At 64.5% G+C, this 22,311-nt stretch carries 24 protein-coding genes; 11 read left to right on the top strand and 13 right to left on the bottom strand.

Annotated features, from left to right (window positions below):
• Positions 1-229: 229 nt before the first annotated feature.
• The 7 genes from DES45_RS07335 (at position 230) to DES45_RS07305 (ending at position 5,962) form a co-directional block, all read left to right on the top strand.
• Positions 230-1,765, top strand: coding sequence for a PAS domain-containing sensor histidine kinase (locus DES45_RS07335; RefSeq protein WP_281024068.1), 1,536 nt, complete (start codon positions 230-232; stop codon positions 1,763-1,765).
• Positions 1,755-2,375, top strand: coding sequence for a response regulator FixJ (fixJ, locus tag DES45_RS07330; protein WP_114769307.1), 621 nt, complete (start codon positions 1,755-1,757; stop codon positions 2,373-2,375). The genes DES45_RS07335 and fixJ overlap by 11 nt, the downstream gene beginning before the upstream one ends.
• Before the next feature lie 119 nt (positions 2,376-2,494).
• Positions 2,495-2,908, top strand: a complete 414-nt coding sequence (locus tag DES45_RS07325; protein ID WP_114769306.1) for a response regulator transcription factor — start codon at positions 2,495-2,497, stop codon at positions 2,906-2,908.
• 95 nt (positions 2,909-3,003) lie between these two features.
• Positions 3,004-3,699: a helix-turn-helix domain-containing protein gene (locus tag DES45_RS07320; RefSeq protein ID WP_245571572.1), complete on the top strand. Its 696-nt coding sequence runs from the start codon at positions 3,004-3,006 to the stop codon at positions 3,697-3,699.
• Between the two features lie 34 nt (positions 3,700-3,733).
• A complete protein-coding gene (locus DES45_RS07315; RefSeq protein WP_114769305.1) occupies positions 3,734-4,573 on the top strand; it encodes a universal stress protein in 840 nt (279 codons plus the stop codon).
• A 156-nt stretch (positions 4,574-4,729) separates the two neighbouring features.
• The gene (locus DES45_RS07310) at positions 4,730-5,011 is read left to right on the top strand and encodes a hypothetical protein (protein ID WP_114769304.1); all 282 of its coding nucleotides are present in this window, start codon (positions 4,730-4,732) and stop codon (positions 5,009-5,011) included.
• Between the two features lie 165 nt (positions 5,012-5,176).
• A complete protein-coding gene (locus DES45_RS07305) occupies positions 5,177-5,962 on the top strand; it encodes an LOG family protein (protein WP_114769303.1) in 786 nt (261 codons plus the stop codon).
• A 48-nt stretch (positions 5,963-6,010) separates the two neighbouring features.
• Here the strand turns inward: DES45_RS07305 and DES45_RS07300 are convergent, their stop codons facing one another.
• The 3 genes from DES45_RS07300 to DES45_RS07290 all read right to left on the bottom strand — a co-directional run bounded on the left by DES45_RS07300 (position 6,011) and on the right by DES45_RS07290 (position 8,459).
• Complete coding sequence (locus DES45_RS07300) at positions 6,011-6,331, bottom strand: c-type cytochrome (RefSeq protein WP_114769302.1); 321 nt, start codon at positions 6,329-6,331, stop codon at positions 6,011-6,013.
• Positions 6,331-6,732, bottom strand: coding sequence for a hypothetical protein (locus DES45_RS07295; RefSeq protein WP_114769301.1), 402 nt, complete (start codon positions 6,730-6,732; stop codon positions 6,331-6,333). Before DES45_RS07295 ends, DES45_RS07300 begins: the two co-directional genes overlap by 1 nt.
• 107 nt (positions 6,733-6,839) lie before the next feature.
• Positions 6,840-8,459: an MBL fold metallo-hydrolase RNA specificity domain-containing protein gene (locus DES45_RS07290; RefSeq protein WP_114769300.1), complete on the bottom strand. Its 1,620-nt coding sequence runs from the start codon at positions 8,457-8,459 to the stop codon at positions 6,840-6,842.
• Between the two features lie 105 nt (positions 8,460-8,564).
• On the opposite strand from DES45_RS07290, the gene DES45_RS07285 reads away from it, so the two are divergent.
• Positions 8,565-9,263 (top strand): DUF1003 domain-containing protein, encoded by a 699-nt coding sequence (locus tag DES45_RS07285; RefSeq protein WP_342633508.1) that lies wholly within the window; start codon positions 8,565-8,567, stop codon positions 9,261-9,263.
• Here DES45_RS07285 and DES45_RS07280 read toward each other — a convergent pair.
• Entirely contained in the window at positions 9,248-11,182 is a 1,935-nt protein-coding gene (locus tag DES45_RS07280; RefSeq protein ID WP_114769298.1) for a heavy metal translocating P-type ATPase, read from the bottom strand. The two genes, DES45_RS07285 and DES45_RS07280, sit on opposite strands and share 16 nt — an antisense overlap.
• A 19-nt stretch (positions 11,183-11,201) precedes the next feature.
• Positions 11,202-11,786, bottom strand: coding sequence for an NAD(P)H-dependent oxidoreductase (locus DES45_RS07275; protein ID WP_114769297.1), 585 nt, complete (start codon positions 11,784-11,786; stop codon positions 11,202-11,204).
• Positions 11,787-12,094: 308 nt separating this feature from the next.
• On the opposite strand from DES45_RS07275, the gene DES45_RS07270 reads away from it, so the two are divergent.
• Together DES45_RS07270 and DES45_RS07265 are read left to right on the top strand one after the other, a co-directional pair.
• A complete protein-coding gene (locus tag DES45_RS07270; RefSeq protein ID WP_245571571.1) occupies positions 12,095-12,481 on the top strand; it encodes a response regulator in 387 nt (128 codons plus the stop codon).
• A gap of 469 nt (positions 12,482-12,950) precedes the next feature.
• Positions 12,951-13,784, top strand: a complete 834-nt coding sequence (locus tag DES45_RS07265; protein WP_170151419.1) for an alpha/beta hydrolase — start codon at positions 12,951-12,953, stop codon at positions 13,782-13,784.
• 31 nt (positions 13,785-13,815) lie between these two features.
• Here DES45_RS07265 and DES45_RS07260 read toward each other — a convergent pair whose 3' ends face one another.
• From DES45_RS07260 to coxB, 4 genes are all read right to left on the bottom strand, one after another.
• Positions 13,816-14,040, bottom strand: a complete 225-nt coding sequence (locus tag DES45_RS07260) for a hypothetical protein (RefSeq protein ID WP_114769473.1) — start codon at positions 14,038-14,040, stop codon at positions 13,816-13,818.
• Between the two features lie 104 nt (positions 14,041-14,144).
• Entirely contained in the window at positions 14,145-14,507 is a 363-nt protein-coding gene (locus DES45_RS07255; RefSeq protein ID WP_114769295.1) for a hypothetical protein, read from the bottom strand.
• Positions 14,507-17,074, bottom strand: a complete 2,568-nt coding sequence (locus tag DES45_RS07250) for a cbb3-type cytochrome c oxidase subunit I (RefSeq protein WP_114769294.1) — start codon at positions 17,072-17,074, stop codon at positions 14,507-14,509. The genes DES45_RS07255 and DES45_RS07250 overlap by 1 nt, the downstream gene beginning before the upstream one ends.
• The gene (gene coxB, locus DES45_RS07245) at positions 17,071-18,015 is read right to left on the bottom strand and encodes a cytochrome c oxidase subunit II (protein ID WP_114769293.1); all 945 of its coding nucleotides are present in this window, start codon (positions 18,013-18,015) and stop codon (positions 17,071-17,073) included. Before coxB ends, DES45_RS07250 begins: the two co-directional genes overlap by 4 nt.
• Positions 18,016-18,382: 367 nt before the next feature.
• Here coxB and DES45_RS07240 point away from each other — a divergent pair, with 367 nt between their 5' ends.
• Positions 18,383-18,928: a c-type cytochrome gene (locus DES45_RS07240; RefSeq protein WP_210210190.1), complete on the top strand. Its 546-nt coding sequence runs from the start codon at positions 18,383-18,385 to the stop codon at positions 18,926-18,928.
• On the opposite strand, the gene DES45_RS07235 is transcribed toward DES45_RS07240, so the two are convergent.
• From DES45_RS07235 to nrfD, 4 genes are read right to left on the bottom strand one after another with little or no spacing between them, the layout of a single operon-like run.
• Positions 18,925-19,920, bottom strand: a complete 996-nt coding sequence (locus tag DES45_RS07235; protein ID WP_147282361.1) for a hypothetical protein — start codon at positions 19,918-19,920, stop codon at positions 18,925-18,927. The genes DES45_RS07240 and DES45_RS07235 overlap by 4 nt on opposite strands.
• 50 nt (positions 19,921-19,970) lie before the next feature.
• Complete coding sequence (locus DES45_RS07230; protein WP_245571570.1) at positions 19,971-20,468, bottom strand: c-type cytochrome; 498 nt, start codon at positions 20,466-20,468, stop codon at positions 19,971-19,973.
• Positions 20,459-20,998, bottom strand: coding sequence for a DUF3341 domain-containing protein (locus tag DES45_RS07225; RefSeq protein ID WP_114769291.1), 540 nt, complete (start codon positions 20,996-20,998; stop codon positions 20,459-20,461). Before DES45_RS07225 ends, DES45_RS07230 begins: the two co-directional genes overlap by 10 nt.
• The gene (gene nrfD / locus DES45_RS07220; RefSeq protein ID WP_114769290.1) at positions 20,995-22,308 is read right to left on the bottom strand and encodes an NrfD/PsrC family molybdoenzyme membrane anchor subunit; all 1,314 of its coding nucleotides are present in this window, start codon (positions 22,306-22,308) and stop codon (positions 20,995-20,997) included. Before nrfD ends, DES45_RS07225 begins: the two co-directional genes overlap by 4 nt.
• Between the last annotated feature and the right edge of the window lie 3 nt (positions 22,309-22,311).

Here is a 22,311-nt window from a genome sequence, read left to right as displayed (position 1 = left end):
TCCCCTGGGACGGCCCCGCCTTTCGCTGGCTCCGCACCCGCTTCGGCCCAGCCTCGGCCGGAAGGGCCCGCCCTGCCCCCTTCGTGACCTTTAACCGCGCCGAGGCATGTTGCGAGGGAACGCAGCCTGCGATATCGAGCGTTCCTGTTACATTCCCTAACGCGTGGGAATATCGACCTTACCTAGGGCCTGGCGCGGACGGAGCCGTTCGCGCCAGGGGAGAAGTCTTGTGACGGCACAGGTTCCCACATCGGCCTATCCCCAGGACGCCATCTTCGAGCGCCTCGTCGACGCCGTCACGGATTTCGCCATCTACATGCTCGACTGCGAAGGTCGGGTCGCCAGCTGGAACGTAGGGGCGAAACGCATCCAAGGCTGGAGCGAGGACGAGGTCATCGGGCAACACCTCTCCGTCTTCTATTCGCCGGACGATGTCGCGGCCGGGAAACCCGATGCGGCCCTCAGAGCCGTCCAGGAGAGCGGCCGATACGAGGAGCAGGCCCTGCGGCTGCGCAAGGACGGCACGACCTTCATGGCGCACGTCACCATGACCCCCCTGAAGAACGAGGCGGGCGAGCTGCGTGGCTATGCCAACGTCACCCGGGACATCACCGAGCGCGTGGCGGCCGAAGAGGCGCTCAAGTCCCGCGAAGCCCATCTGCGCTCGATCCTCGAAACGGTGCCCGACGCCATGATCGTCATCGACGAGCAGGCCCGGATCCAGTCCTTCAGCGCGGCCGCGGAGCGCCTGTTCGGCTGCGAGGCGGGCGAGGTCATCGGCGAGAACATCAAGATCCTGATGCCGGAGCCTTATCGAGGTCAGCACGACGGCTACATGCACCGCTATCTCACGACGGGCGAACGGCGCATCATCGGCATCGGCCGGGTCGTGGTGGGCCAGCGCAAGGACGGGTCCACCTTTCCCATGGAGCTCGCCGTCGGCGAGATGCGATCGGGCGGCCAGCGCTACTTCACCGGCTTCATCCGCGACCTGACCGAGCGCCAGCGCACCGAAGCCCGCCTTCAGGAGCTTCAGTCCGAACTGGTGCACATGTCCCGGTTCACGGCCCTGGGCGAGATGGCTTCGACCCTCGCACACGAGATCAACCAGCCCCTGACGGCCATCGCGAACTATCTGAAGGGATGCCGGCGCCTGCTGGAGCAGAGCCAGGACGAGCACGCGCCAATGCTCCGGGAGGCCGTCAGCCAAGCGGCAGAGCAGGCGCTCCGTGCCGGCCGCGTCATCCGCCATCTGCGCGAGTTCGTCTCGCGCGGAGAGAGCGGGCGCTACATCGAAAGCCTTCCCAAGCTCATCCAGGAGGCGAGCGCGCTGGCGCTGGTCGGAGCGAAGGAGAAGGGCGTCAGGGTTTCCTATCGCTTCGCCCCCGAGGCCGAGCTCGTGCTCGCGGATCGGATCCAGATTCAGCAGGTCCTGCTCAACCTGATCCGGAACGCGATCGAGGCCATGCAGGATTCGCCCCGGCGTGAGCTTGTCGTCGCCACCGCCGCTCAGGACAGCGACGGAATGGTCGAGATCAGCGTCGCCGACACGGGCCCCGGCATCGCCGCAGAAATCACCGAGCAGCTGTTCCAGCCCTTCATCACGACGAAGAAGAACGGGATGGGCGTCGGTCTTTCCATCTGCCGGACCATCGTCGAAGCGCATGGGGGCAGGATCTGGGCCGAGTCGAAGCCCGGCGAGGGAACCACGTTCCGGTTCACCTTGCGTATGGTGAAGGAGGAGGAGTTGGCGGATGCCGAGTAACGGAACCGTTCATGTGGTGGACGATGATCTGGCGGTTCGCCAGTCCCTGTCCTTCCTGCTCGCCACCGTGGGTCTTCCGGTTCGCCTCCACGAGTCGGCGGTCGCGTTCCTCGAATCCGTCCAGGAGCCGATTGCCGGGTGCATCGTCACCGACGTCAGGATGCCCGAGATCGATGGGATCGAGTTCCTGCGCCGTTTGAAATCGCGTGGGGTTTCGGCGCCCGTGATCGTCATGACCGGCCATGCAGACGTCCCTCTCGCGGTCGAGGCCATGAAGCAGGGGGCCATCGACTTCATCGAGAAACCCTTCGACGACGACCTTTTCCTTGCGGCCGTCCGGGCGGCTCTCGACCGGCAGGAGCAGAACGCTCAGCAGAACAGCCATGCGGCCGAGATACAGGCCAGGCTGGAATCGCTTTCCGAACGGGAACGGCAGGTGCTCGACGGCCTCGTGGCGGGCAAGGCCAACAAGGTGATCGCCTATGATCTCGGCATCAGCCCGCGCACGGTCGAGATCTACAGGGCCAACGTCATGGGCAAGATGCAGGCGGCCAGTCTGTCCGAACTCGTCCGGATGGCTCTCCTGTCCGGCCTCGTGAGGGATGTATAAGGCCTTAAGGATTTTCCCTGAGGTGCCGCTCCGGCCCTTTTTGAGAGGGATCAAATCTTTCCGGCACCATATCCGGTAGACCTTGGACGTTGCCCACGAGCCCTATTGCAAGGTCTGCCATGCTCCCGAACCCGGGATCCGTTCTCATCGTCGATGACGATGCCGCGGTCCGCAATTCGCTGAAGTTCGCCCTCGGCATCGAGGGAATGGACGTGCGCCTCTACGGCAGCGGGGTCGAGCTCCTGGCCGACGACCATCTGCCCGAGCACGGCTGCCTCGTGGTCGACTACCACATGCCGGCCATCAACGGCATCCAGCTCGTCGGCATCCTTCATGGCCGCCACAGGCATTATCCGACCATCCTGATTTCCGGCCATGTCAGCGATGACGTCCGTCAGCGCGCGGCCGCGGCCGGGATCAGTGAGGTGCTCGAAAAGCCCCTTCATGACGAAACCCTGATGAACAGCATCCGCACGGCGCTCTCGTCCGGCGGCTTGGATCCGTGCGCCGGACTGCGCCCTGCCGGGACCTAAGGGAAACCCCTTAGGGAGCTTATCTGAATTTCTGAACGGCCTGTGCGGCGGTACTCATTTTCCAACGTCACTGACCTGGGACATGAGGGTTTCCGATGCACACCATGGCCACCGCCCACACCGCTACTCCGGCCGCTGCCATCATCGCACGAGGCCCCCAGACGGCCCGTCCTGTCCCGGCCGCGGACATCGCCGCCCCGACCGCCGGCTCCGTCCGCTCCTACACCAAGGACGAGGAGATCTTTTCGGAGGGCGACCGCGCCGCTTACCTTTACAAGGTCGTCTCCGGAGTCGTCCGCACCTCCAAGCTCCTGAGCGACGGCCGCCGCCAGATCGACGCCTTCCACCTCGCCGGGGACATCTTCGGCATCGAGACGGGCGACGAGTACCGCTTCAGCGCCGAGGCCGTCGGTGACGCCGTTGTCATCGCCTACCGCCGCTGCAGCCTCGAGACGCTGGCCGCAACCGATACCCAGTTCGCGCAGCAGTTCGTCCGGGGCATGATGCGCTCCCTCGAGCGGGCCCAGGAGCACATGCTCCTCCTCGGCCGCAAGACCGCCCTGGAGAAGATCGCCACTTTCCTCATCGACCTCGCCGAGCGTGCCTCCGGTGACGATGGCGCCGTCGACCTTCCCATGTCCCGCGCCGATATCGCAGACCATCTCGGCCTGACCATTGAGACCGTCTCCCGCTCGCTGACCCAGCTGGAGCGCGACGCCGTCATCAAGCTACCATCGACGCGCCATATCGTTCTCAGCGACAAGGCCGCCCTGCGCCGCCTCAATGCCTGAACCAAGCTCGCCTATCGAAGACGGAGACCCGATCATGCCCCTGAGCAACGTGAAGAACATTCTTGTCGGCTTCACCGAGGAAGAGGAACGTCCGTCTTCCGCACTGAGCTATGGCCTCTCCTTGGCGCGTGACGCCGGTGCCCACGTGACCGCCCTCTCGGCATCCGTGAAGCTGATGATGGCTCACGCGATCGTCAGCGAAATGGCTGCGGGCCTCGTCGCGTCCGAAAACAAGCGCGTCCGCGCATTGGCCGAGGCTGCAGCCGAAACCGCGCGGCAGAGGGCCCTGTCCGAAGGGGTGCCCTGCACCGTCGAAACGGTGCAGCTCCACTACGCCGAGCTGGTCGAGACCTTCGCAACGCTTTGCCGCGTGCACGACCTCTCCATCGTCGATGCGGATGCCGATCTCCTGACCGTCGACCGCAGCTTCATCGAGCAGGCCCTGTTCTCCAGCGGCCGGCCCGTGATCGTCGTTCCTCATGGCAAGGATACGTTCAAGGCTGACCGCATCATGGTGGCTTGGGACGGAAGCGCCAAGGCCGCTCGCGCCCTCAACGATGCCCTGCCCTTCCTCCAGAATGCCAAGACGGTCGAGCTCGTCTGCGTCACGGGCGAAAAGGACCTCTCCAAGGCCGTTCCCGGCGCGGAGATCGCTCCGCATCTCGTCCGCCACGGAATCCAACCTTCCCTTACAGAACTTTCGGCGAAAAACGGCGATGCAGCGGAGACCCTGCGCAACCATGCCGTTCTGACGCGGGCCGACATGATCGTGATGGGCGCCTTCGTGCACTCCCGCCTGCGCCAGACGGTGTTCGGCGGCGTGACGCAGTCGATGCTCAAGAACGCGCCGGCTCCGCTCTATCTTTCTTACTGACGCAACGGCAGGCCATGCCGGGAGGCTTACGGCTTTCCGGAATGGCCGCGTTTCCCATGGGAGCAACCGTCAAACAATCATCAAAGTAGTGGAGTATCGGACAAGCCAGGAACCAAAAGACGAACCCTTAAGAACAAGACGATTCGGAGGAAGAGCATGGCTGCCCACGTTGGACATCGCACACCGGAGACCGGACGGCACCGCTACCCCGTCTATCCAGACGACATCCGGCCACGCCTGCAGTCGGTCCTGGCGACCCTCGCCGACATGGAGTTCGCCCTTGAGAGAAGCATCGAGTCGATCCGTGCAAACGGCGCCGATGAGGTGCAGAAGCGCGAGGTCATCAATCTGCTCCGGAAACGTCATCAGGAGCGGCGTGCTCCCTATCTCCGCGAGCTGTCGGATTTGCAGAAGAGGGTCGAGGCGATCTTCTCCTGAAATATTCGCCCGACCTGCGCCAATAGACCCCGAGCCTTCCCAAGAGGGGAAGGCTCTCCCCTTGCATTCGAGACAGGCTCCATGCCTTCTACCCGCCGTGAACCGACCACCCGGCGGTGCGTTCCCGGTTGGACGGCATCGAAAATCCGAGAGGAGCCTTTGTCGATGAATGACGTCACGCATGCCAACGCGGCCCAGATGGCATCCCGCTCCTATCGCCTCGCCGCTCTCGACCAGGACTTCCTCCTTGGCGATTCCATGCGCGGGGTGCGCTTTCAGCTGGAATACGCGAAGGCTGAGGAAAGTCTGCGAACCTGGGGTGTGCGCTCGACCATCGTGACCTTCGGCAGCGCCCGGGTCCGGGAAAACGGGCCGGGCCTCCATCCGTTCTGGTATGGCGAGGCCCGCACGTTCGGCGCCATCGCGTCCCAGCGGGGCGGTGCGCTCCACCCCAAGGACGGCATTCGCGACAACGTCATAGCGACCGGTGGCGGACCAGGTCTCATGGAGGCCGCCAATCGGGGGGCCCACGACGTGGGAGCTCCCACCATCGGCTTCAACATCACCCTGCCGCATGAGCAGGAGCCCAATCCTTACACCACGCCGGACCTGACGTTCCGTTTCCATTACTTCGCCATGCGCAAGATGCATCTGGCGATGCGGGCCAATGCCCTCGTGGTGTTTCCGGGCGGGTTCGGGACCCTGGACGAGCTCTTCGAGCTTCTAACCTTACGTCAGACCGGCAAGGTCCCGTCCCTGCCGATCGTTCTCTTCGACAAGAAGTACTGGCGCTCCATCATCAAGTTCGATGCTTTGCTCGAGCATGGAATGGTGAGCGAGAGCGACCGCAAGCTCGTCAGTTTTGCGGACAGTGCCGAGGAAACCTGGTCTACCCTCGTCGAGAACGGCCTCGTCGTCCATCATGCAGAGACCGATAGGCTGCTCCGCTAGGGCATCGGAAGGACCCAAAAGTGCAAATCCACTTTTGGGTCCGATGCTTTAGCGCTGAACCGATTGCAGATAGGCCAGAAGGTCGTTGATCTGGGCGACGTCGAGCTGGAATTCCGGCATGGTCGGATGCCCGGTGGTGATCCCCTCGGCGAACGCCTCCGCCAAGGTCTCGACAGGGTACTTTTTCCCCAACTCCCGGAAGGGCGGCGCCTCCGCCAAGGGACTGTCGCCGAACCGCCCGATGGCGTGGCACTGGGCGCAATGCACCTGGGCGAAGGTCTGCCCGCGTTGGATGCGCCCCTCCTGAGCCGAAGCCGGCTGCAGGCTCAAGGCGAGAAGGCCGGCAAACAGAACGGAGCGCCACATCATCAGGCCTTTTCTTTTTCGGGCCGTGCGGCGCCCTTCACGGCAACCACCTGGAACGTATGGAGCTTTTCGTCCTCGTCTTGGATGGTCACATACTCGCCCGGCACGAACCGATGCTTCCCGAGCCGATAGCCTGCCTCGTCATCGGTGACACGGTCAAGATCGTAGTCGATCATCCAGGTAGCACCGTCGGCTCCGCCGGCCCGGTGAACCAACCGACCCTGCCGATCCGGCTCCCCGGGCCAAAAGCGCCGGACGCGGCATTGCAGTCGCCTCTCCCGCCACTCGGCCTGGTCGAGGTGCCCCGACTCGTCGAGCGGTGCGGTGATCTCGTAGCCGTGCCGCGGGCTTCCTTCCGGGAAATCCTTGCTGCGAGCCAGATGGAGCGTGATGTGATGGAGCAATTCCGCCTCCTTCCGGATGACCCGTCGTGGTCACCTCAAGCTCAAACTTAGGTGGGCAGGCCCCGGGAACCTTGATCCTGATCAATCCGGGAGATCGATGCGCCGCCTCATCCCTGCTTCTCTGACGGATCGAAGCCCTTCCCCACCTCCTCGAGCGCACGCCGCAGCCGCCGGATCATGACAGCCTTGGCCTTCCGGTCCGCGGCCTTGTCCAAGGCTTCGTTGATGTCAAGCTGAAGCGCCGCCAAGTCGTTATGCCAGTCGCGTTGCCCTGGGACCGATGGCGCCGTCCGGCGGTCGTGATCATCGACCAGGACAGGCGCCTCGCCCCCAAGCTCGTAAATGTCGACGAGATCGGGAGCGATGGCTTCGTGCGAGCCGGTCGGAGCACCGAGCGAGGACTGAAGCGCCTTGAGGGCCGGTTCCTCGCCGTGCACGAGGAAGACGCCCCGACGGACGGGCAGCCGGTCGGTGAGCCAAGCCCTCAGCTCCGGCCCGTCGGCATGGCCGGAATAGAGATCGAGAGTCCTCATCCGCGCCCGAACCTTGACCTCCTCGCCGTGAATCCTGACCCGGGACGCCCCCTCTTGGAGGATCCGACCAAGGGTCCCCTGCGCCTGGAAGCCGACGAAGAGCACCGTCGCCTCCTCGTGCCACAGCCAGGCCTTCAGGTGATGGCGGATGCGCCCGGCTTCGCACATGCCGCTCGCCGCAATGACGATATGGAAACTGTGGATGCGGTCGATAGCCTTGCTCTGCTCCACGCTCTCGGTAAACCGGACCCAGTTCGCCTCGAGGGCCTGGACCAGATCGGAGCCGTTGCGCAACTCGGAGGCATGCTTCTTGAAGACCGAGCTCGCCTTGGCGGCGAGCGGCGAGTCGATGAAGACCGGGATTTCGGGCAGCTCCCCCGCTTCCATGAGTTCCAGAAGGTCGACCAGAATCTCCTGCGTCCGCTCGACCGCGAAGGACGGAATGAGGAGCACCCCGCCCGGTCGCCGGGCCATGCGCACCTCGTCGCGCAGCATGCGCCGGCGACGCTCGATGGTGACGCCGGCCCGGTCCGTGTCGCCATACGTGGATTCGAGGATGACGTAGTCGAGGTCGCGGGGACCATCCGGATCGGGCTGCAGGAGCTTGTGATCGGGCCCCACATCGCCCGAGAAGAGGAGCCTGACCGGCTTCTCGGCGCCGCCATGGGACACCTCCATCTCGATGGAGGCCGATCCAAGCAGGTGTCCGGCATTCCAGTAGCGGGCCCTGAACCCCGGGGCCACGTCCCGCCAATGACCATAGGGAACCTGACGGAACTGGGCGAGGCAGGCCTCGGCTTCGTCCGCCGTGTAGATCGGAGCCACGGTGGCGCGTCCGCGAAGGCTGTTGCGCCGGTTGAGCTGCCTGACCTCGAGTTCCTGGATATATCCGGAATCGGGCAGCATGATCGACGCAAGGTCCGACGTGCCCCCCGTTGCGAAGATCGGGCCGTCGAACCCGGCCTTCACGAGCTTCGGGACGAGCCCGCTATGGTCGATATGGGCATGGGTAAGGCAGAGCGCGCCGAGGCTCGACGGCCGGAAGGGGAACGGCCGGTAATTCAGCTCGCGCTCCGATTTGGATCCCTGAAACATGCCGCAATCGACGAGAACGCGGGCCGTTTCCGTTTCGAGCAGGAAACACGAGCCGGTCACCGTACGTGCGGCGCCGAAGAAGTGGAGGCGGAGGGTCAAGGGAGGGATTCTCCTGAATGTGACGCTCTGACGAGACTATGGCATTCAGCTACACTATCGGCCAACCGCCACGTTTGATCCATGCCAAGACGCCAAGAGGAAACGATGAAATCCCGCGCCCATCCTCCGGCAACCGCCGTCTGCCCCATCACGGGCGAGTCCTGTCCCGAGCGCGATTTGGTCATGCTCGATCTTCTGCGCCCGACCCTGGTGGAGCGGATCCGACGGGACCATCCCGCCCTTCCCGACCACGCCCGGATCAGCCGCTCGGCTATCGACCAGTACCGGATGCTGTATGTCGAGGAACTCCTAAGGGAGGAGCGCGGCGAACTGAGCCAGCTCGACAAAGACGTCGCCCGCTCCTTGGCGGAAGGCGTGACGGTGTCGACCAACCCGGAGGAAAACTATGACGAGATCCGCACCTTCGGGCAGAAGGTCTCCGACGGATTGGCGGCCTTCGGCGGAAGCTGGTCGTTCCTCATCATGTTCGCCGCAGGGCTTGCGACTTGGATCCTCATCAACAACCTGCAGAACGAGGGCGCATTCGATCCCTATCCCTACATCCTGTTGAACCTCATCCTGTCCTGCGTCGCGGCCATCCAGGCGCCGATCATCATGATGAGTCAGAAGCGCCAGGAGGCGAAGGACCGGCTGCGTTCCCTCAACGACTATCGCGTCAACCTGAAGGCCGAACTTGAGATCCGCCATCTTCACGAGAAGCTCGATCACCTGATCAGGCGGCAATGGGAGCGCCTGGCGGAAATCCAGGAGCTGCAGATCGAGCTGCTTCAGGAACGCCGCTGAGGACTCAGGATGGGGCCGCGTAGAGCGCGAAGCGCGTTCAGGATCACGGCAACGTCGATGGCCTCCTGCATGAGCGCCCCCTGTACGGGCGTGAGGTAGCCCAGCATCGCCGCCACCATGCCGGCGGTCGAAAGGCCCAGTCCGACATAAACGCTTTGAAGGGCGATTCCGCGCGAGCGGCGCGCCACCCTGATGGCCGGCAGGATCCGCTGCAATTCATCGACGAGAAGAACCACGTCGGCCGCCTCCGCCGAGGCGGCCGCCCCCTTTGCCCCCATGGCGACGCCGAGATCGGCCGCAGCGAGCGCAGGCGCATCATTGACCCCGTCGCCGATCATCATCACGGGGCCGTTGGGCCGCTCGCCCGCCACGATCGCGATTTTCTGGTCCGGGGTGAGGTCTGCATGAATGGTGTCGATCGGCAGGCCCGCCGTGACGGCCTCCGCCACATCGCGCCGGTCGCCCGATGCCAGGACGATCCTCGCGATGCCGATGCTGCGCAGATCCCTGACGAACTCGGCTACGCCGGCACGCAGGCTGTCGCTGAGGACCAGGAGCCCGGCGAGGCGACCATCCAGCGCCACGGCCACCACGACCGAGCCTGTCGGGAAAGCGGTGCGGGACGGCAGGTCGTCCGGGACGTCGATCCTTCCCGACACGAAGTTGATGCCCCCAACCGTGACGACCTGCCCGTCCACGACGCCTTCGATTCCTTCCCCCGGAACCTCCATGATGCTCGTCGGAACGAGGAGCTCCAGCCTCTTGGCATGGGCCTCAAGCACGAGAGCCCTGGCGATGGCATGCTTGGAGGCCTGATCCAGGGAAGCGGCGAGCTGCAGCACCTTGTCCGCCGGGATGTCGCCGGTCGTGCGGATCTCGGCGACCTGAGCCTGACCATGGGTTAGCGTGCCGGTCTTGTCGATCACGAGAGCTCTAACGCGGGCCATGGTCTCCAGCGCTTTGCCGCCCTTCACCAGCACGCCGAACTTGGCGGCCCGCGACACGCCCGAGACGATGGCGACCGGAACGGCCAGGATGAGAGGGCATGGGGTTGCGACGACGAGCACGGAGAGAGCCCGGATCGGATCGCCGCTCATCAGGCATGCGGCCCCGGCGAGCACAAGGGTGAGCCCAAGGAAGCCGAGGGCGAACCGATCGGCGAGGCGGGCCATCGGGGCTTTCGATCTCTGGGCCGCTTCGACCAGGCGCACGATGCCCGCATAGGTGCTCTCGGCCGCCCGATGGGTGGCCGTCAGGTCGAAGGCGTCGCCGACGTTGCTCGACCCGCTCATGGCCGCCTCGCCGACCGGAACCTGGACCGGCAGCGGCTCACCGGTCAGGGCCGACTGGTCGAGGACGGCCAGGTTCTGCGCGACGATCCCATCGACCGGGACGACGTCACCCTGCCTGACGAGAAGCCGATCTCCCGGCGCAATCGCTTCGAGCGGTACCTCCTCCAGCTTGTGGTCACGGTGACGGATCGCGGTGCGCGGCACCCGGGCGAGCAGCGCCGTCATCTCGCGGTTGGCTTGGCGCTCGGCAAAGCTCTCCAGGTACTGGCCGCCCGCATACATCAATGCGACGACCACCGCCGCAAGATGCTCGCCGAAGACCAGGGCGGCGGTCATCGAGAGGGCGGCAACGATGTCCAGGCCTACATCCCCCCGCCTGAGGCTGGACACGATCTCGGCCAGCAGCGCCAGGAGCACCGGAACCGTCGCGACGGCCCAGATCTCGTCCGACCATTCTCCAAGCCCGAGGAACCTTGCTCCGAAACCGGTGACCAGCCCCGTGAGCGGCAGGATCACCAGGATCGGGCGAACGATCCGGTGGAGGCTGCGAAGCGATGTCTCCCTCGCAGATCCGGCCGATCCGTCGTTCGGGAGGACAACAGCCTGGAACTCGCGCGCAGTGGTCATCGATCCTCCTTGAGCCTGCCTAGACCGCTCGCGACCCGAGGCGTCGGACGGCGTCGAGGTGCGCCTTTCGTTTGCCGACGCTCATCGTCTCCACCGAACCGATCAACATGTGCCGGTTGGGACCGACCCCGACCAGTCCGAGAATGCTTCGCTTGAGGCTCCGCAGGCTATGCGCCCCGAAGTACCAGCGATAGACGAAAGCCGGCATCCCCATGGTGACGATCGTGCGGGACGACCTGCCCTTCAGGGTCGTCTTCCAGCTTGCACCGGGCTCCGACGTGCCGGCCAGGAAGTTGGGGCGCAAAACCTGCTCCAGAAAGCCCTTCAGCAGAGCCGGCATCCCACCGAGCCAGAGGGGATAAACGATGACGAGGTGCTCGGCCCAGGCGATCGTGGCCTGCGCGCCCGCGATCGCAGCCGGAGGCGCCGCGTCCTCCCAGTCGCTCTTGGAGCGCAGCATCGGAAAGTCGAGCTCAGCCACGTCGACGTGACGGATGTCGTGCCCGCCCTCAGCGGCTCCAGTTGCATAAGCCTGGGCGAGCGCATGGCAGAAGCGCCCGCCTCCGGGCGCAGGATGGCCTTGGATGATGGCAATGCGCGACATGCCCTCGCCTCGATGACCCGCGTATCCTTCGGGCCGCCAATCGGAAACCTATGTTCCACCAGGGCAGCCATCAGCCGCCATGCCCTATTCCTCGCCAGCCCTCCATGAGGTGGATCAAAATACCCTATTCTGCCGCCAGAACTGGCTCGACGACACGGCCGGCACCGGTTCGATTGGCTCAGGTTATCTCTTGTTAATGAACTTTCATGGTTCCCGGGTCATAAGCTGGTCCTGAACCCGAACCTCTTGCCCGACCTGATAGGGCGGCTCAGGTTCCCCGGAGCGTCGGCGCTCGCCCGAGACGGCAGATGGATGGAACGGCAACCGAGGTCATGACTCACCCGACTTGCATGATTGTCGAGGATCAGATGCTGATCGGCCTCGCGCTCGAGGCCTATCTCGAGGAGAACGGGTTCGACGTTGCCGGCCCGTTTCCGAGCAAGGAGAAGGCCCTGCGCTGGCTCCGGACGGGAGCTCCCGATCTGGCCCTTCTGGACATCATGCTCGCGGATGGTCATTGCCTCGATCTCGCCCGGGAGCTGAAGCGCCGCGGCATACCCTTCGCGCTCTACTCGGCTTTGCCGCCGACGGCCGACATGCCTTCCGAGCTCCGCGGCGTGCCGTGGCTGGAGAAACCCATCGACCGGCAGGCTGTGCTCCGAACTCTGGAAGAGCTCCTGAGTCCGGTCTCCTAGGGTCCACAAGCCCTTTGGTAGGCTCGTTGGGCATAGTCCGAGGGCAGCGCCGTCGATGGACTATAGCGAAAGACCTTTCTGCAGGAATAAAGGCTGCTGAAACCTCCAGTATCAAAGTATTTTTGTAAATACAGCCCAGATTATCATATGTTAACGAATTTTTTTCCGTAAAAACGCAAGTAAATCGGAACATAGACTGAGATGCTGAATTGAAATAGCAGTCAACAGCACGGAGACCCCGAGCAAGACGCAGAACGAATCCTAGTTTCAGCTTGAGACCATGCATATCACTCCCTAGGTTACTCCCTAGCAGGGCTCACATCGCGTGACGCCCTGCTTTTTTCTGTCTAGGCTTGGCCGTCATGGCCGGGAACAGCCGGAGCCTCGGCCGGAGTGACATTCCGCCGTTTCTCCAATCGGATCTCCGACCAGCAACCACTACCTCCCCATGCGGCACCGGACCCTTCCAATGTGGATGCTTTACCTCGCAATCGGGATCGGGCTTCTCTATGCGGGCCTGACCTTTGCGATTGCAGCCGCCCAGACCAAACTGCTCTTTCCCGTCGATATGGCCGCCGCAAGCCGAGCAGGCCTGCCTCAGGCAGCGGAGCGGATCGAGATAAGGACGCCCGAAGGCCCGAGGCTCATCGGCACCCGGCTTGCCTCCTCACTACCAGACAACGCCGTCCGGCCGCTCCTTCTGGGATTCGGGGGCAATGCCTGGAACGCCGACGTGATGGCGCTTTACCTGAGATCGCTGTTTCCCGAAGCCGAGGTCGTCGCATTCCACTACCGCGGCTATTCGCCGAGCGAGGGGCACCCGAGTGCCGCCGCTCTCCTGGCGGACGCAGTCACCATTTTCGATCATCTGCAGCGGGAGGATCCTAGACCCGTCATTGTTGTCGGCTTCAGTATCGGCAGCGGAGTCGCGGCTCATCTGTCACGGCACCGGCCTCTCGCAGGGCAGATCCTGGTGACGCCCTTCGACTCGTTGAAGTCTCTGGCGGCGGACCATTTTCCTTGGGCCCCGGTCCGCCTTTTCCTGCGTCATCACATCGAAACGGCCGAGTACCTCCGCGGGAGCGGGACACCGACCGCCCTGATCGTCGCCGGCCGGGATACGGTCGTTCCGGAACGGCGCAGCACGGCATTGCGTGAAGCTGTGCCGAAGCTCGTCTTCGACCGCACCATCGCCGATGCTGGGCACAACGACCTTTATGATCGTCCTGCATTCGCGCAGGCGATGCATGATGCCTACGGGCGCATCATGGCGGCAACCGAACCGGTTCTCCCGCCGATGTGAGGCAGGAGCGGCCCGAGTTGCCTCCGCTCGATCAATCCCTCGAGCTCAGCGAAAACACCTCGTAGCCGGCGCCGTCCAGCACCCGCACGGCTTCCACTTTGGGCCCTGTGGCCTGAGGAACACGTGCGCGCGTGAAGACACGTTTGGCTCGTTCCATGGCCGCTTCGAGGGAGTCGACGCGAACGAACGTCCGTCGGACGACGCCACCGCCATCCTCCTCAGGGGCAATCGTCTCGATGCGATAGATCTCCGGCACGCCTCGCAACTCCCACTGGCAAACGCCCTGCTCATAAACGGATGTGATCCTGATGGCCACGCAAAAACGACGTTCAGGAAACCGCCACCGGTAGCGCTACGTCCTCAGGCGCAGGCCGGCAGGATGAGCGCCGGAAGGCCCTGCCAGACGATGGCGGCGATGGAGAACGCGCTGATCAGGATAGCGGCCTGGGACAGGAATATGTCGGTTACCCCGGCATTTCCGCTCTGCAGGCGCCGGTGCTCGCGGAGCGCATAAGTCAACACGCCCGCCGTGCACAGGAAGGCTGCCAGCGTCACGGCGGCGATCACCGCCGGAACGATCCCGATCCCGAGCAGCCTCGTCTCGGCGACCTCCAGGGCGCAGGTCGTGGAGGTGGCGCCGTAGATGAGCGTGAACTGCACGGCCCATATGATGAAGCCGCACAGCATCATGAAGACCTGCCAGAAGCGTCGCCGGGTCATCATCAAGCTCCGCCGACGAGCTTCGGGAAGCCGTACACCACCAGGAGCCCAGCGGTCCCCTGCCCGACGGTGTAGTACCAGAACAGCATGGTGTTATCGAAGGTGGCGCGCCGCACGCTGTCGAGCTTGCCGGCGAGCCAGCGCGCGATGGTGTAGAGGCCCATGATGACGCTCGTTCCGACGAACAGGATCTGAAACGCGATGATCCCGTAGACGGCGGCGCCGTAGGCATGTGCACTGGGGCTCAAGGCCGTTTGCCAGTGGGTCCAAAGATCCAGCGTGGACCCGGTTGCGAGCAGAACGACGGCCCCTGCCAGCAGGAGAGGCACCGATGAGGGGCTTCGCCGGTCGTCGCCGCGCAGGTGTCGGCTTGCGACCGCGACGAGAATGGCGGAGGCGACGTAAAGTCCGCCCGCGGTACTGCCGGGCAGGAAACCGGGCATGACCGTTCCGCTCGGAGGCCAGGAGGCAGGGTTCACGAGCCACAGGAACAGGTAAGAGAACACCAGGCAGGTGAAGATCATCCCGCACACCACCATGAGGGCGATCATGGCCCACCAGGAATGATTCATGGATCCGGTGACATAGACCGGCACCGTGAGCCCTCCGCCGATATCGGCAGGGGGACGGATCGGCCCAAGATCTGTCTCCCAGAGCCACCAGATCACGAAGCCGAGGGCCAGCACGCCGCAGATGGCGGAAAGAATGACGGCCTTCACGGTCAGCAGCAGGAAGAAGGCAGCCGTGAAGACGGCGGCAAGGAACGGCTGCCAACCCGGTCCGGGAACCTGTAGGATATATTGCGGGCGCGCATCGAAAGGACTCGTGACGAGCGTCTCGCGTCCGCCGGTCACCGTGCCCGGCAGGTAGTAGCGCCCTGCGTCGACGTCGTCGGCGAGGCCCGGCTGGTCCCAGAGCGGTTCGCGGCTCTTCACGACGGGAATGGTGCGCGTGCCGTAATTGCTGTTCGGCAGCCACTCCAGGGTGCCGGCGTTCCAGACGTTGCCGGCATTGTCGTCGAGCGTCGGTCGGAAGTTCCGGATCATGTCATAGATGAACAGAGCCACGCCGGCGGCGATCATGAACGCCCCGACGGTGGAGATGAGATTGAGTTCGTCCCAACCCATGCCGACCGGATACGTATAGACGCGGCGGGGCATGCCGATGAGGCCCGTGATGTGCATGGGAAAGAACGTCACGTTCACTCCCACGAACATCAAGCCGAAGACCCAGCGGCCCACACATTCCGACAGAGCCCGGGTGCTCGCAACGGGGACCCAGTAGTAGAAGGCCGCGAAGAGCGGGAAGACCATGCCGCCGATGAGCACATAGTGGAGATGGGCGACGATGAAGTAGGTGTCGTGTGCCTGCCAGTCGAACGGCGCCATGGCGACCATCACGCCGGTCAGCCCGCCGAGGGTGAAGATGAACAGGAAGCCGATGATGAAGAGCGACGGCGTCGTCAGATTCATGCGTCCCGACGCGATGGTGGCAATCCAGGCAAAGACCTGGATGCCGCTCGGCACCGCCACGGCCGTGCTGGCGGCCGAGAAGAAGCTCAGGGACATCTTCGGCAGCCCGGTGGCGAACATGTGGTGAACCCACAGCCCGAAGGACAGGAACCCGGTGGCCACGAGGGCGAGGACGATGAAGCGGTAGCCGACGAGGGGCGTCTGCGCCATGGCTGGCACGATCATCGACACCATACCGGTGGCCGGAATGAAGATGATGTACACTTCCGGGTGGCCGAAGAACCAGAACAGGTGCTGCCACAGGAGCGGGTCCCCTCCCCGCTCCGCGATGAAGAAGGGCCAGTCGAACGCCCGCTCTAGTTCGAGCAGCAGCGTCCCGAGGATGATGGCCGGAAAGCCCACGATGATCATCGCGGCGAAGACCAGCATGGCCCAGGAGTAGATCGGCATCTTGTCCAGGCTCATGCCGACGGCGCGCGTCTTCATGACGCCCACGATGATCTCGATCGCGCCGGCGATGGCCGAAATCTCGATGAACCCGATCCCGAGAAGCCACCAATCGGCGTTGTCGGCCGGCGAGTACTTCAGGCTCGAGAGCGGCGGGTACATGAACCAGCCGGAATTCGGCGCGAGCCCGAAGAAGATCGTGGTGAAGAAGACCAGCCCGCCGACGAAATACGCCCAGAAGGCATAGGCCGAGAGCCGCGGGAACGGGAGATCGCGCGCCGCCTGCATGTTGGGAAGCAGATAAACGCTCGCGGCCTCGACGGCCGGGACCGCGAACAGGAACATCATCACCGTGCCGTGCATGGTGAAGAGCTGGTTGTAGAGGCTGTGGCTGACGAGATCGCTCTCCGGCGCGGCCAGTTGGGCGCGCATGATCAGCGAGAGGATTCCCGCCAGAACGAAGAACAGGAATGCGGTTCCGACGTACCACTGGCCCACATAGGTGTTGTTGACGGCCGTGATGAAGCTGAGTCCTCTCGGCGGTTCCCATGCCCTCTTCAGTTTCTGAAGCTCATCCTTAGGCCGCGGGAGCGGGTTCGGAAACTCCGAGCCGTCGCGTCCGAAGGATTTCTGCGTCTCCGGAACGTTCATTTCAGGCTCTCCAGATACCCGGCCACGGCGCGGAGATCCTCGCCGGACAGCATGCCGTAGGAGGGCATGCGAACCCCCGGCTTGATGTGCTGGGTGTTGGCGATCCAGCCCGCGAGCGTGCCGACGTTGTTCGGGAACTGCCCGGCGCCGATCGTGCGGCGACTGCCCACATGGGTGAGGTCCGGCCCGAACTGACCATCGGCCTCCGTTCCGCGCACGGCATGGCAATTGCCGCAGCCGCCCGTCCGGAACAGCGTGCGCCCCCGCTCCAGAAAGGGCGTCTCAGGCGCTTGCGCCCCGGAGGCTTGAGCCGCGCGCCAGGCATCGAACTCCGCGGGATCCAGCACGATGACGTCGAACGCCATGCGGGCATGCTGGTCGCCGCAGAACTCGGCGCAGACGCCGCGATAGACGCCCGTCCTCTCCGCCGTGAAGCTGAGACGGTTCGCCCGGCCGGGGATCATGTCGACCTTGCCGCCGAGATTCGGAATCCAGAAGCTATGGATCACATCCGCGGCCGTGAGCGTGAAGCTGACCGGCCGGCCTACGGGAAGCACGACCTCGTTGGCGGTGGCGAAATCAGGTCGACCGCCTTCCGCCGGATAGCGAACGCGCCACCAGTATTGCTCGCCTACGACCTCGATCTGGAGCGCGTCCGGAGACGGCGCGTCCGTATCGCGCATGACGATGAGTCCATAAGGCAGAAGGAGCGACAGGGTCGTGATCGGAAAGGCCAGACCGCCATAGATGATCGTGCGGCGCGTTCCGAGCCAGGCCCGCCTCTCGGGCGGCGCGTAGATCGCGTAAAGGAGGAGCACGGTGACACCGATGAAGATCAACGTTCCGCCGACCGTCATCACGACTGTGAGACGATAAAGGTGTTGCGAATCTCCTCCGGCCGGATTGAGGGCCGATTGCACGCCGCTGCAGGCGGCAAGCATCGCAATGCACGGGATGAGCAGAAGCGGCCCGGAGCTTGCGCCCCAGGAGTGCCGCCCCCGCGAAGGGCGTGCTCGTGTCGATTCCCGCTCCATGCCGCCCTAGCTTCCCCGTATGCAGCTTGAACAGAAAAGCTTGACCGTGACCGATGGTTCCGCGGACGTTCCGGCGAAGCACCGCCCGTTCCTACGCGAAACGCCGGTGGCTCCCGTCTCTACCGAGGAAACAGGCTCGTTCACGTGTTCGTGTGATCGTAACCGTCCGAAGACCGCTTCCGGTAGCCGAGAACACTCATGGACGGGAGCATCCGTGTCGGAACAGAGCAGCGAACCGGCGGTTTCCTCGTCGCATCTCCTGAAATCCAGGTCCATGATCACGCGCTGCGTCCTCCCCATCTCCATCTTCCTGGCAGCAACATGCCTCGCCGCCTGCAGCGAGGCGGCGGATCGATCCGCGATCCTCACGATCGACGGCGCCAATCCCGAGACGGGACGCAACCTCATCCAGACCTATGGTTGCGGCACATGCCACACGATCGCTGGCATCAGAGGCGCGCGCGGCCGGGTCGGGCCGGAACTCAGGGACTATTCGCAGCAGCACCTTCTGGCGGGTTTCCTGCCGAACGCTCCCCGCTACCTCATCGCCTGGCTCATGGATCCGGTAGCCTTGAAGCCGCAGACCGGCATGCCGGCCCAGGGCCTGACGGAGGAGGAGGCGCGCCATATCGCGTCATACCTCTACACGCTCGGGAGCGGACGGACCGCTTCCTATCCACCGGATCCGCCGCCTTCCCTCCGACGGGAGGAGCCGTCCCTCGAGAAAATCGATCGCACCGTGACAAGCCCGTCCGATACGACGCCTCGGACGAGGCGGATCGTGCCGAGCCAGGATGGGAATGTGGCCTCTCCCCGCTAGGGATCCTCTGCCATCTCGTCCTCATAGGTCGGACGGGTTCGCATCACGACCGTGAAGAGACAAGCCCATGCGACCACCGCGCCACCCGCGAGGCCAAGATCGAGCCAGGACCATGAGACCGGGCGGAAGATGAACAGCATGTGCGCGGCATGCTGGACGAGCGCCAGGGCGCTGCCAATGATCATCGTGGCTCGACTCACGCCTGACGGCACCAGCACCGCAACCGCGACGAGCGTCGCAACGACCGCTACTGCAATCAGTCCGAGGCTCAGCGGGTCGGAGCGATCGAGATACCATGATACCTCCGCCGGCAGATTGGCGAGCCAGACGATCAGGAACTGGGCGAACCAGGTCCATAGCGCCAGCAGGAGCGCCGTGAGAAGCGCACGCTCCAGGCTGAGCATTCTCTTCGGCGCTGCATGCTCCGGCTTGAGCAGGGTGATCAGGATGGCGGCCGCCAAGGCGGCGAGCACCTGGCTGAGCGAGAAGGCGAAGCCGAACAGGCTCGACCACCATTGCGGGCTGCGGGATAGGACCCAATCGAAGGCCGCGAAGGTCATTACCGGCGTCAGGACGGCGAGTCCGATCCCGCTCACGCGCCTCGGATTTCGGGTCGATACGAGCCAGCAGGCGACGAACGTTCCAAGGCCGATATAGGCGACGCTGCGGGCAAGATAGAACCGGGGATCGAGAAAGGCGGCTCGCGCCGGGGGCAGGTCCGGCTCTCCCCTCGCCCATGGAAAGAGCTGATCGAGACCGAAGGCGAGCGGGATCCCGATCACGAGAAGCAGAGGCATCATCAGCGCCGCCGCTTCCGCTTCGGAGCGCACGGGCGCCAGCCAATGCTCGTTCATCAGGTGCCCGATCATCAGAAGAGCGAGTCCGCCCATCGAGAAGCCGGCGAGCATGACGAAAGCCATGTACGTCGCCTCGAGGCGCGTAACGCCGGTCCGGCTCGCGAAGGCGGCGGCAACGGCGAGGGCAAGCGCCATCGAAGCCCACCCGAGTGCCGACCGTGAGAAGGTGAACGCGGCTACCCGGCTCATGGAACAGCGGACTCCCGACCTGTGGAGGAGGCTCCCTCACGCGCCTGAAGCTCCTTGACGAAGTGGGCGATCGCCCAACGATCCTCCGGGAGAACCCGGTCTGCATAGGACGCCATAAGCCCTTTGCCCTCGGTGATGACAGTGACGATCTGCGCCGGAGACAGCGCGCGGATCCGCTCCTGGTGATAGGTGGGAGGTGCCGGGAACCCGCGCGACACGACCCGCCCGTCGCCGCGTCCGCTGACGCCGTGACAGGGCGAGCAGAAGATCATGAAGCGCTCATGGCCGCGGCTGACGAGTTCCGGCGTTCGCTGAGGCCCTGGCGGCGCCAGCGCCGCGAATTGGGCGGCAGTGCCTCGCGGAACGGTGCCGGGAGGCGCCGGAAGGTACGGCCGCTGTACGACGCGGGTCGAGGAGACAGGCGCAAGCTCCTCGGTGCCCGAGTCACAGGCCGCCATGAGCAACGTACCCAGAACGCCGAGAGCTAGCCGCATCCGGGCACCTCACGCACGATCTCCGGCGCCGTCGTCTCGAGGAAGCGCCGGGTGGCCGCCTCGTCGTAGAGCGGATCGTCGCTCAAGATACAGAGAAAGAACCTGTCCTGGGATGCACGCTCGAAGCTGTGGACCGCAAAGACGGGATGATGAAGGCGCGGCAGGCGGAGAATCATCAGAAGTCCAAGGAGCGTCGCCAGCCCGGCCCACAGGATGGCGACGATCAGCGTCGCCGGAATGAAGGTCGGCCAGCTATGGAGCGGCCTGCCTCCGACGTTGATCGGGTAGTCGATCACGTTCATCCAGTACTGGGAACCGTACTGAACGGCGGCGCCGGTTAGCCCAGCCACCAGGGCGATCCAGGCAATGGAGGTCGTCTTCGTTCCGAGCTGCTGCGCCACCTCGTGCAGGGGAAAGGGGCTGAACGCATCGATCCGGGTGTAACCGGCAAGGCGCGCTGCCTTCACGGCCTGGATCAGGCCCTCCGGTGTCCGGAACTCCGCCATGAGACCGTAAGGCTGCTGCGTCATCCGGACTTCTCCAGGTGCTCGTCGTGCCGCGTTTCGAACATCGAGACCACCGGCAGGAAGCGGATGAAGAGCAGGATGAGGCTCGCGAAAAGGCCGATCGTGCCGAGGAACAGTCCCCATTCGGGAAGGGTCGGCGTGTAGCTGCGCCAGATCGACGGCAGATGGTCCGTCTGAAGGCCTCCGATGATGATGGAAAACCGATCGAGCCAGACGCCGATGCCGATCGACAATCCGACGAAGATGCCAGCGATGGTGCTCTGCCGGGCAACCCGGAGCCAGAACAGCTGCGGAATCAGCACGCTGTACACGATGGCGGCCCAATAGAATCCGGCATAGTCGCCGGTCATGCGCGCGAAGGTCGCCTGGCGCGTCAGCGGGTCCGCGAGCACGGCCGCTGCGATCTCGTCGAGATAGAGATAGCCCGACACCAGGGCGCTCGCGAGAACGAGGCGGCCGAGCAGATCGACATCGCCCTCGTCGATGAATCGTTCGAGCCTGAGCGCCCAGCGAAGGAGCACCGCGACGAGGAGCACGATCGAGAGGCCCTGCGCGAGGCCTGTGGCCACGAAATGGAGCGGCTGGCGTGTCTCGTGCCAGTCCGGTACGAGCGTCACGGCGAATTCGAACGCCACCGTGCTCTGCATGATCAGGATCAGGGGCAGGACCAGGATCGCCACCAGGCGATAGGCCCGCTGATGATAGGCCCAGTGCCGGATCGAGCCGCGCCAGCCGAGCGCGAAGACGCCGTAGATGCGCTTCACATTCCTGTTCCGAGCACGATCGCGCAGGGTCGCGAGGTCCGGAATGAGGCCTACATACCAAAGGAGGCTCGTGACGATCGCGTGGGTGCTGATGGCCCAGAAGTCCCAGGTGAGGGTGCTGCGGAACTGGGGCCAGACCTGAAAGGTCGCCGGATAGGGAAAGACCCAGTAGAAGAGCCAGGGGCGCCCGAGATGGAAGATGGGAAAGATGCCCGCGCAGATGACGGCGAAGAAGGCGACGCCCTCCGCGAAGCGGTTCACGGCAGTGCGCAGGTCATGCCGGCGGAGCACCAGGCTCGCGGCGAAAAGGCTCGCCCCGTTGGCGATGCCGATCCACCAGGCATAGTTGATGAGATCGAAGCCCCACACGAAGGGGATGTTCACGCCCCAGACGCCGACGCCCAGGATCGTCACCGTGACGAGGGTGTAGCCGAGCAGCAGCACGAGAGCGCCGGACGTCAGGAGCGCGATCCACCAGGCCCAGCCGAAACTTCGGGCGAGCGGAACATCCGCAACGGGGCTGGTGAGGATCTGTGCCCTGCCGGCCATGGA

It is taken from the genome of Microvirga subterranea (assembly GCF_003350535.1).
Taxonomy (GTDB): Bacteria; Pseudomonadota; Alphaproteobacteria; order Rhizobiales; family Beijerinckiaceae; genus Microvirga; species Microvirga subterranea.
This window is presented reverse-complemented; position numbering and strand designations above follow the sequence as displayed.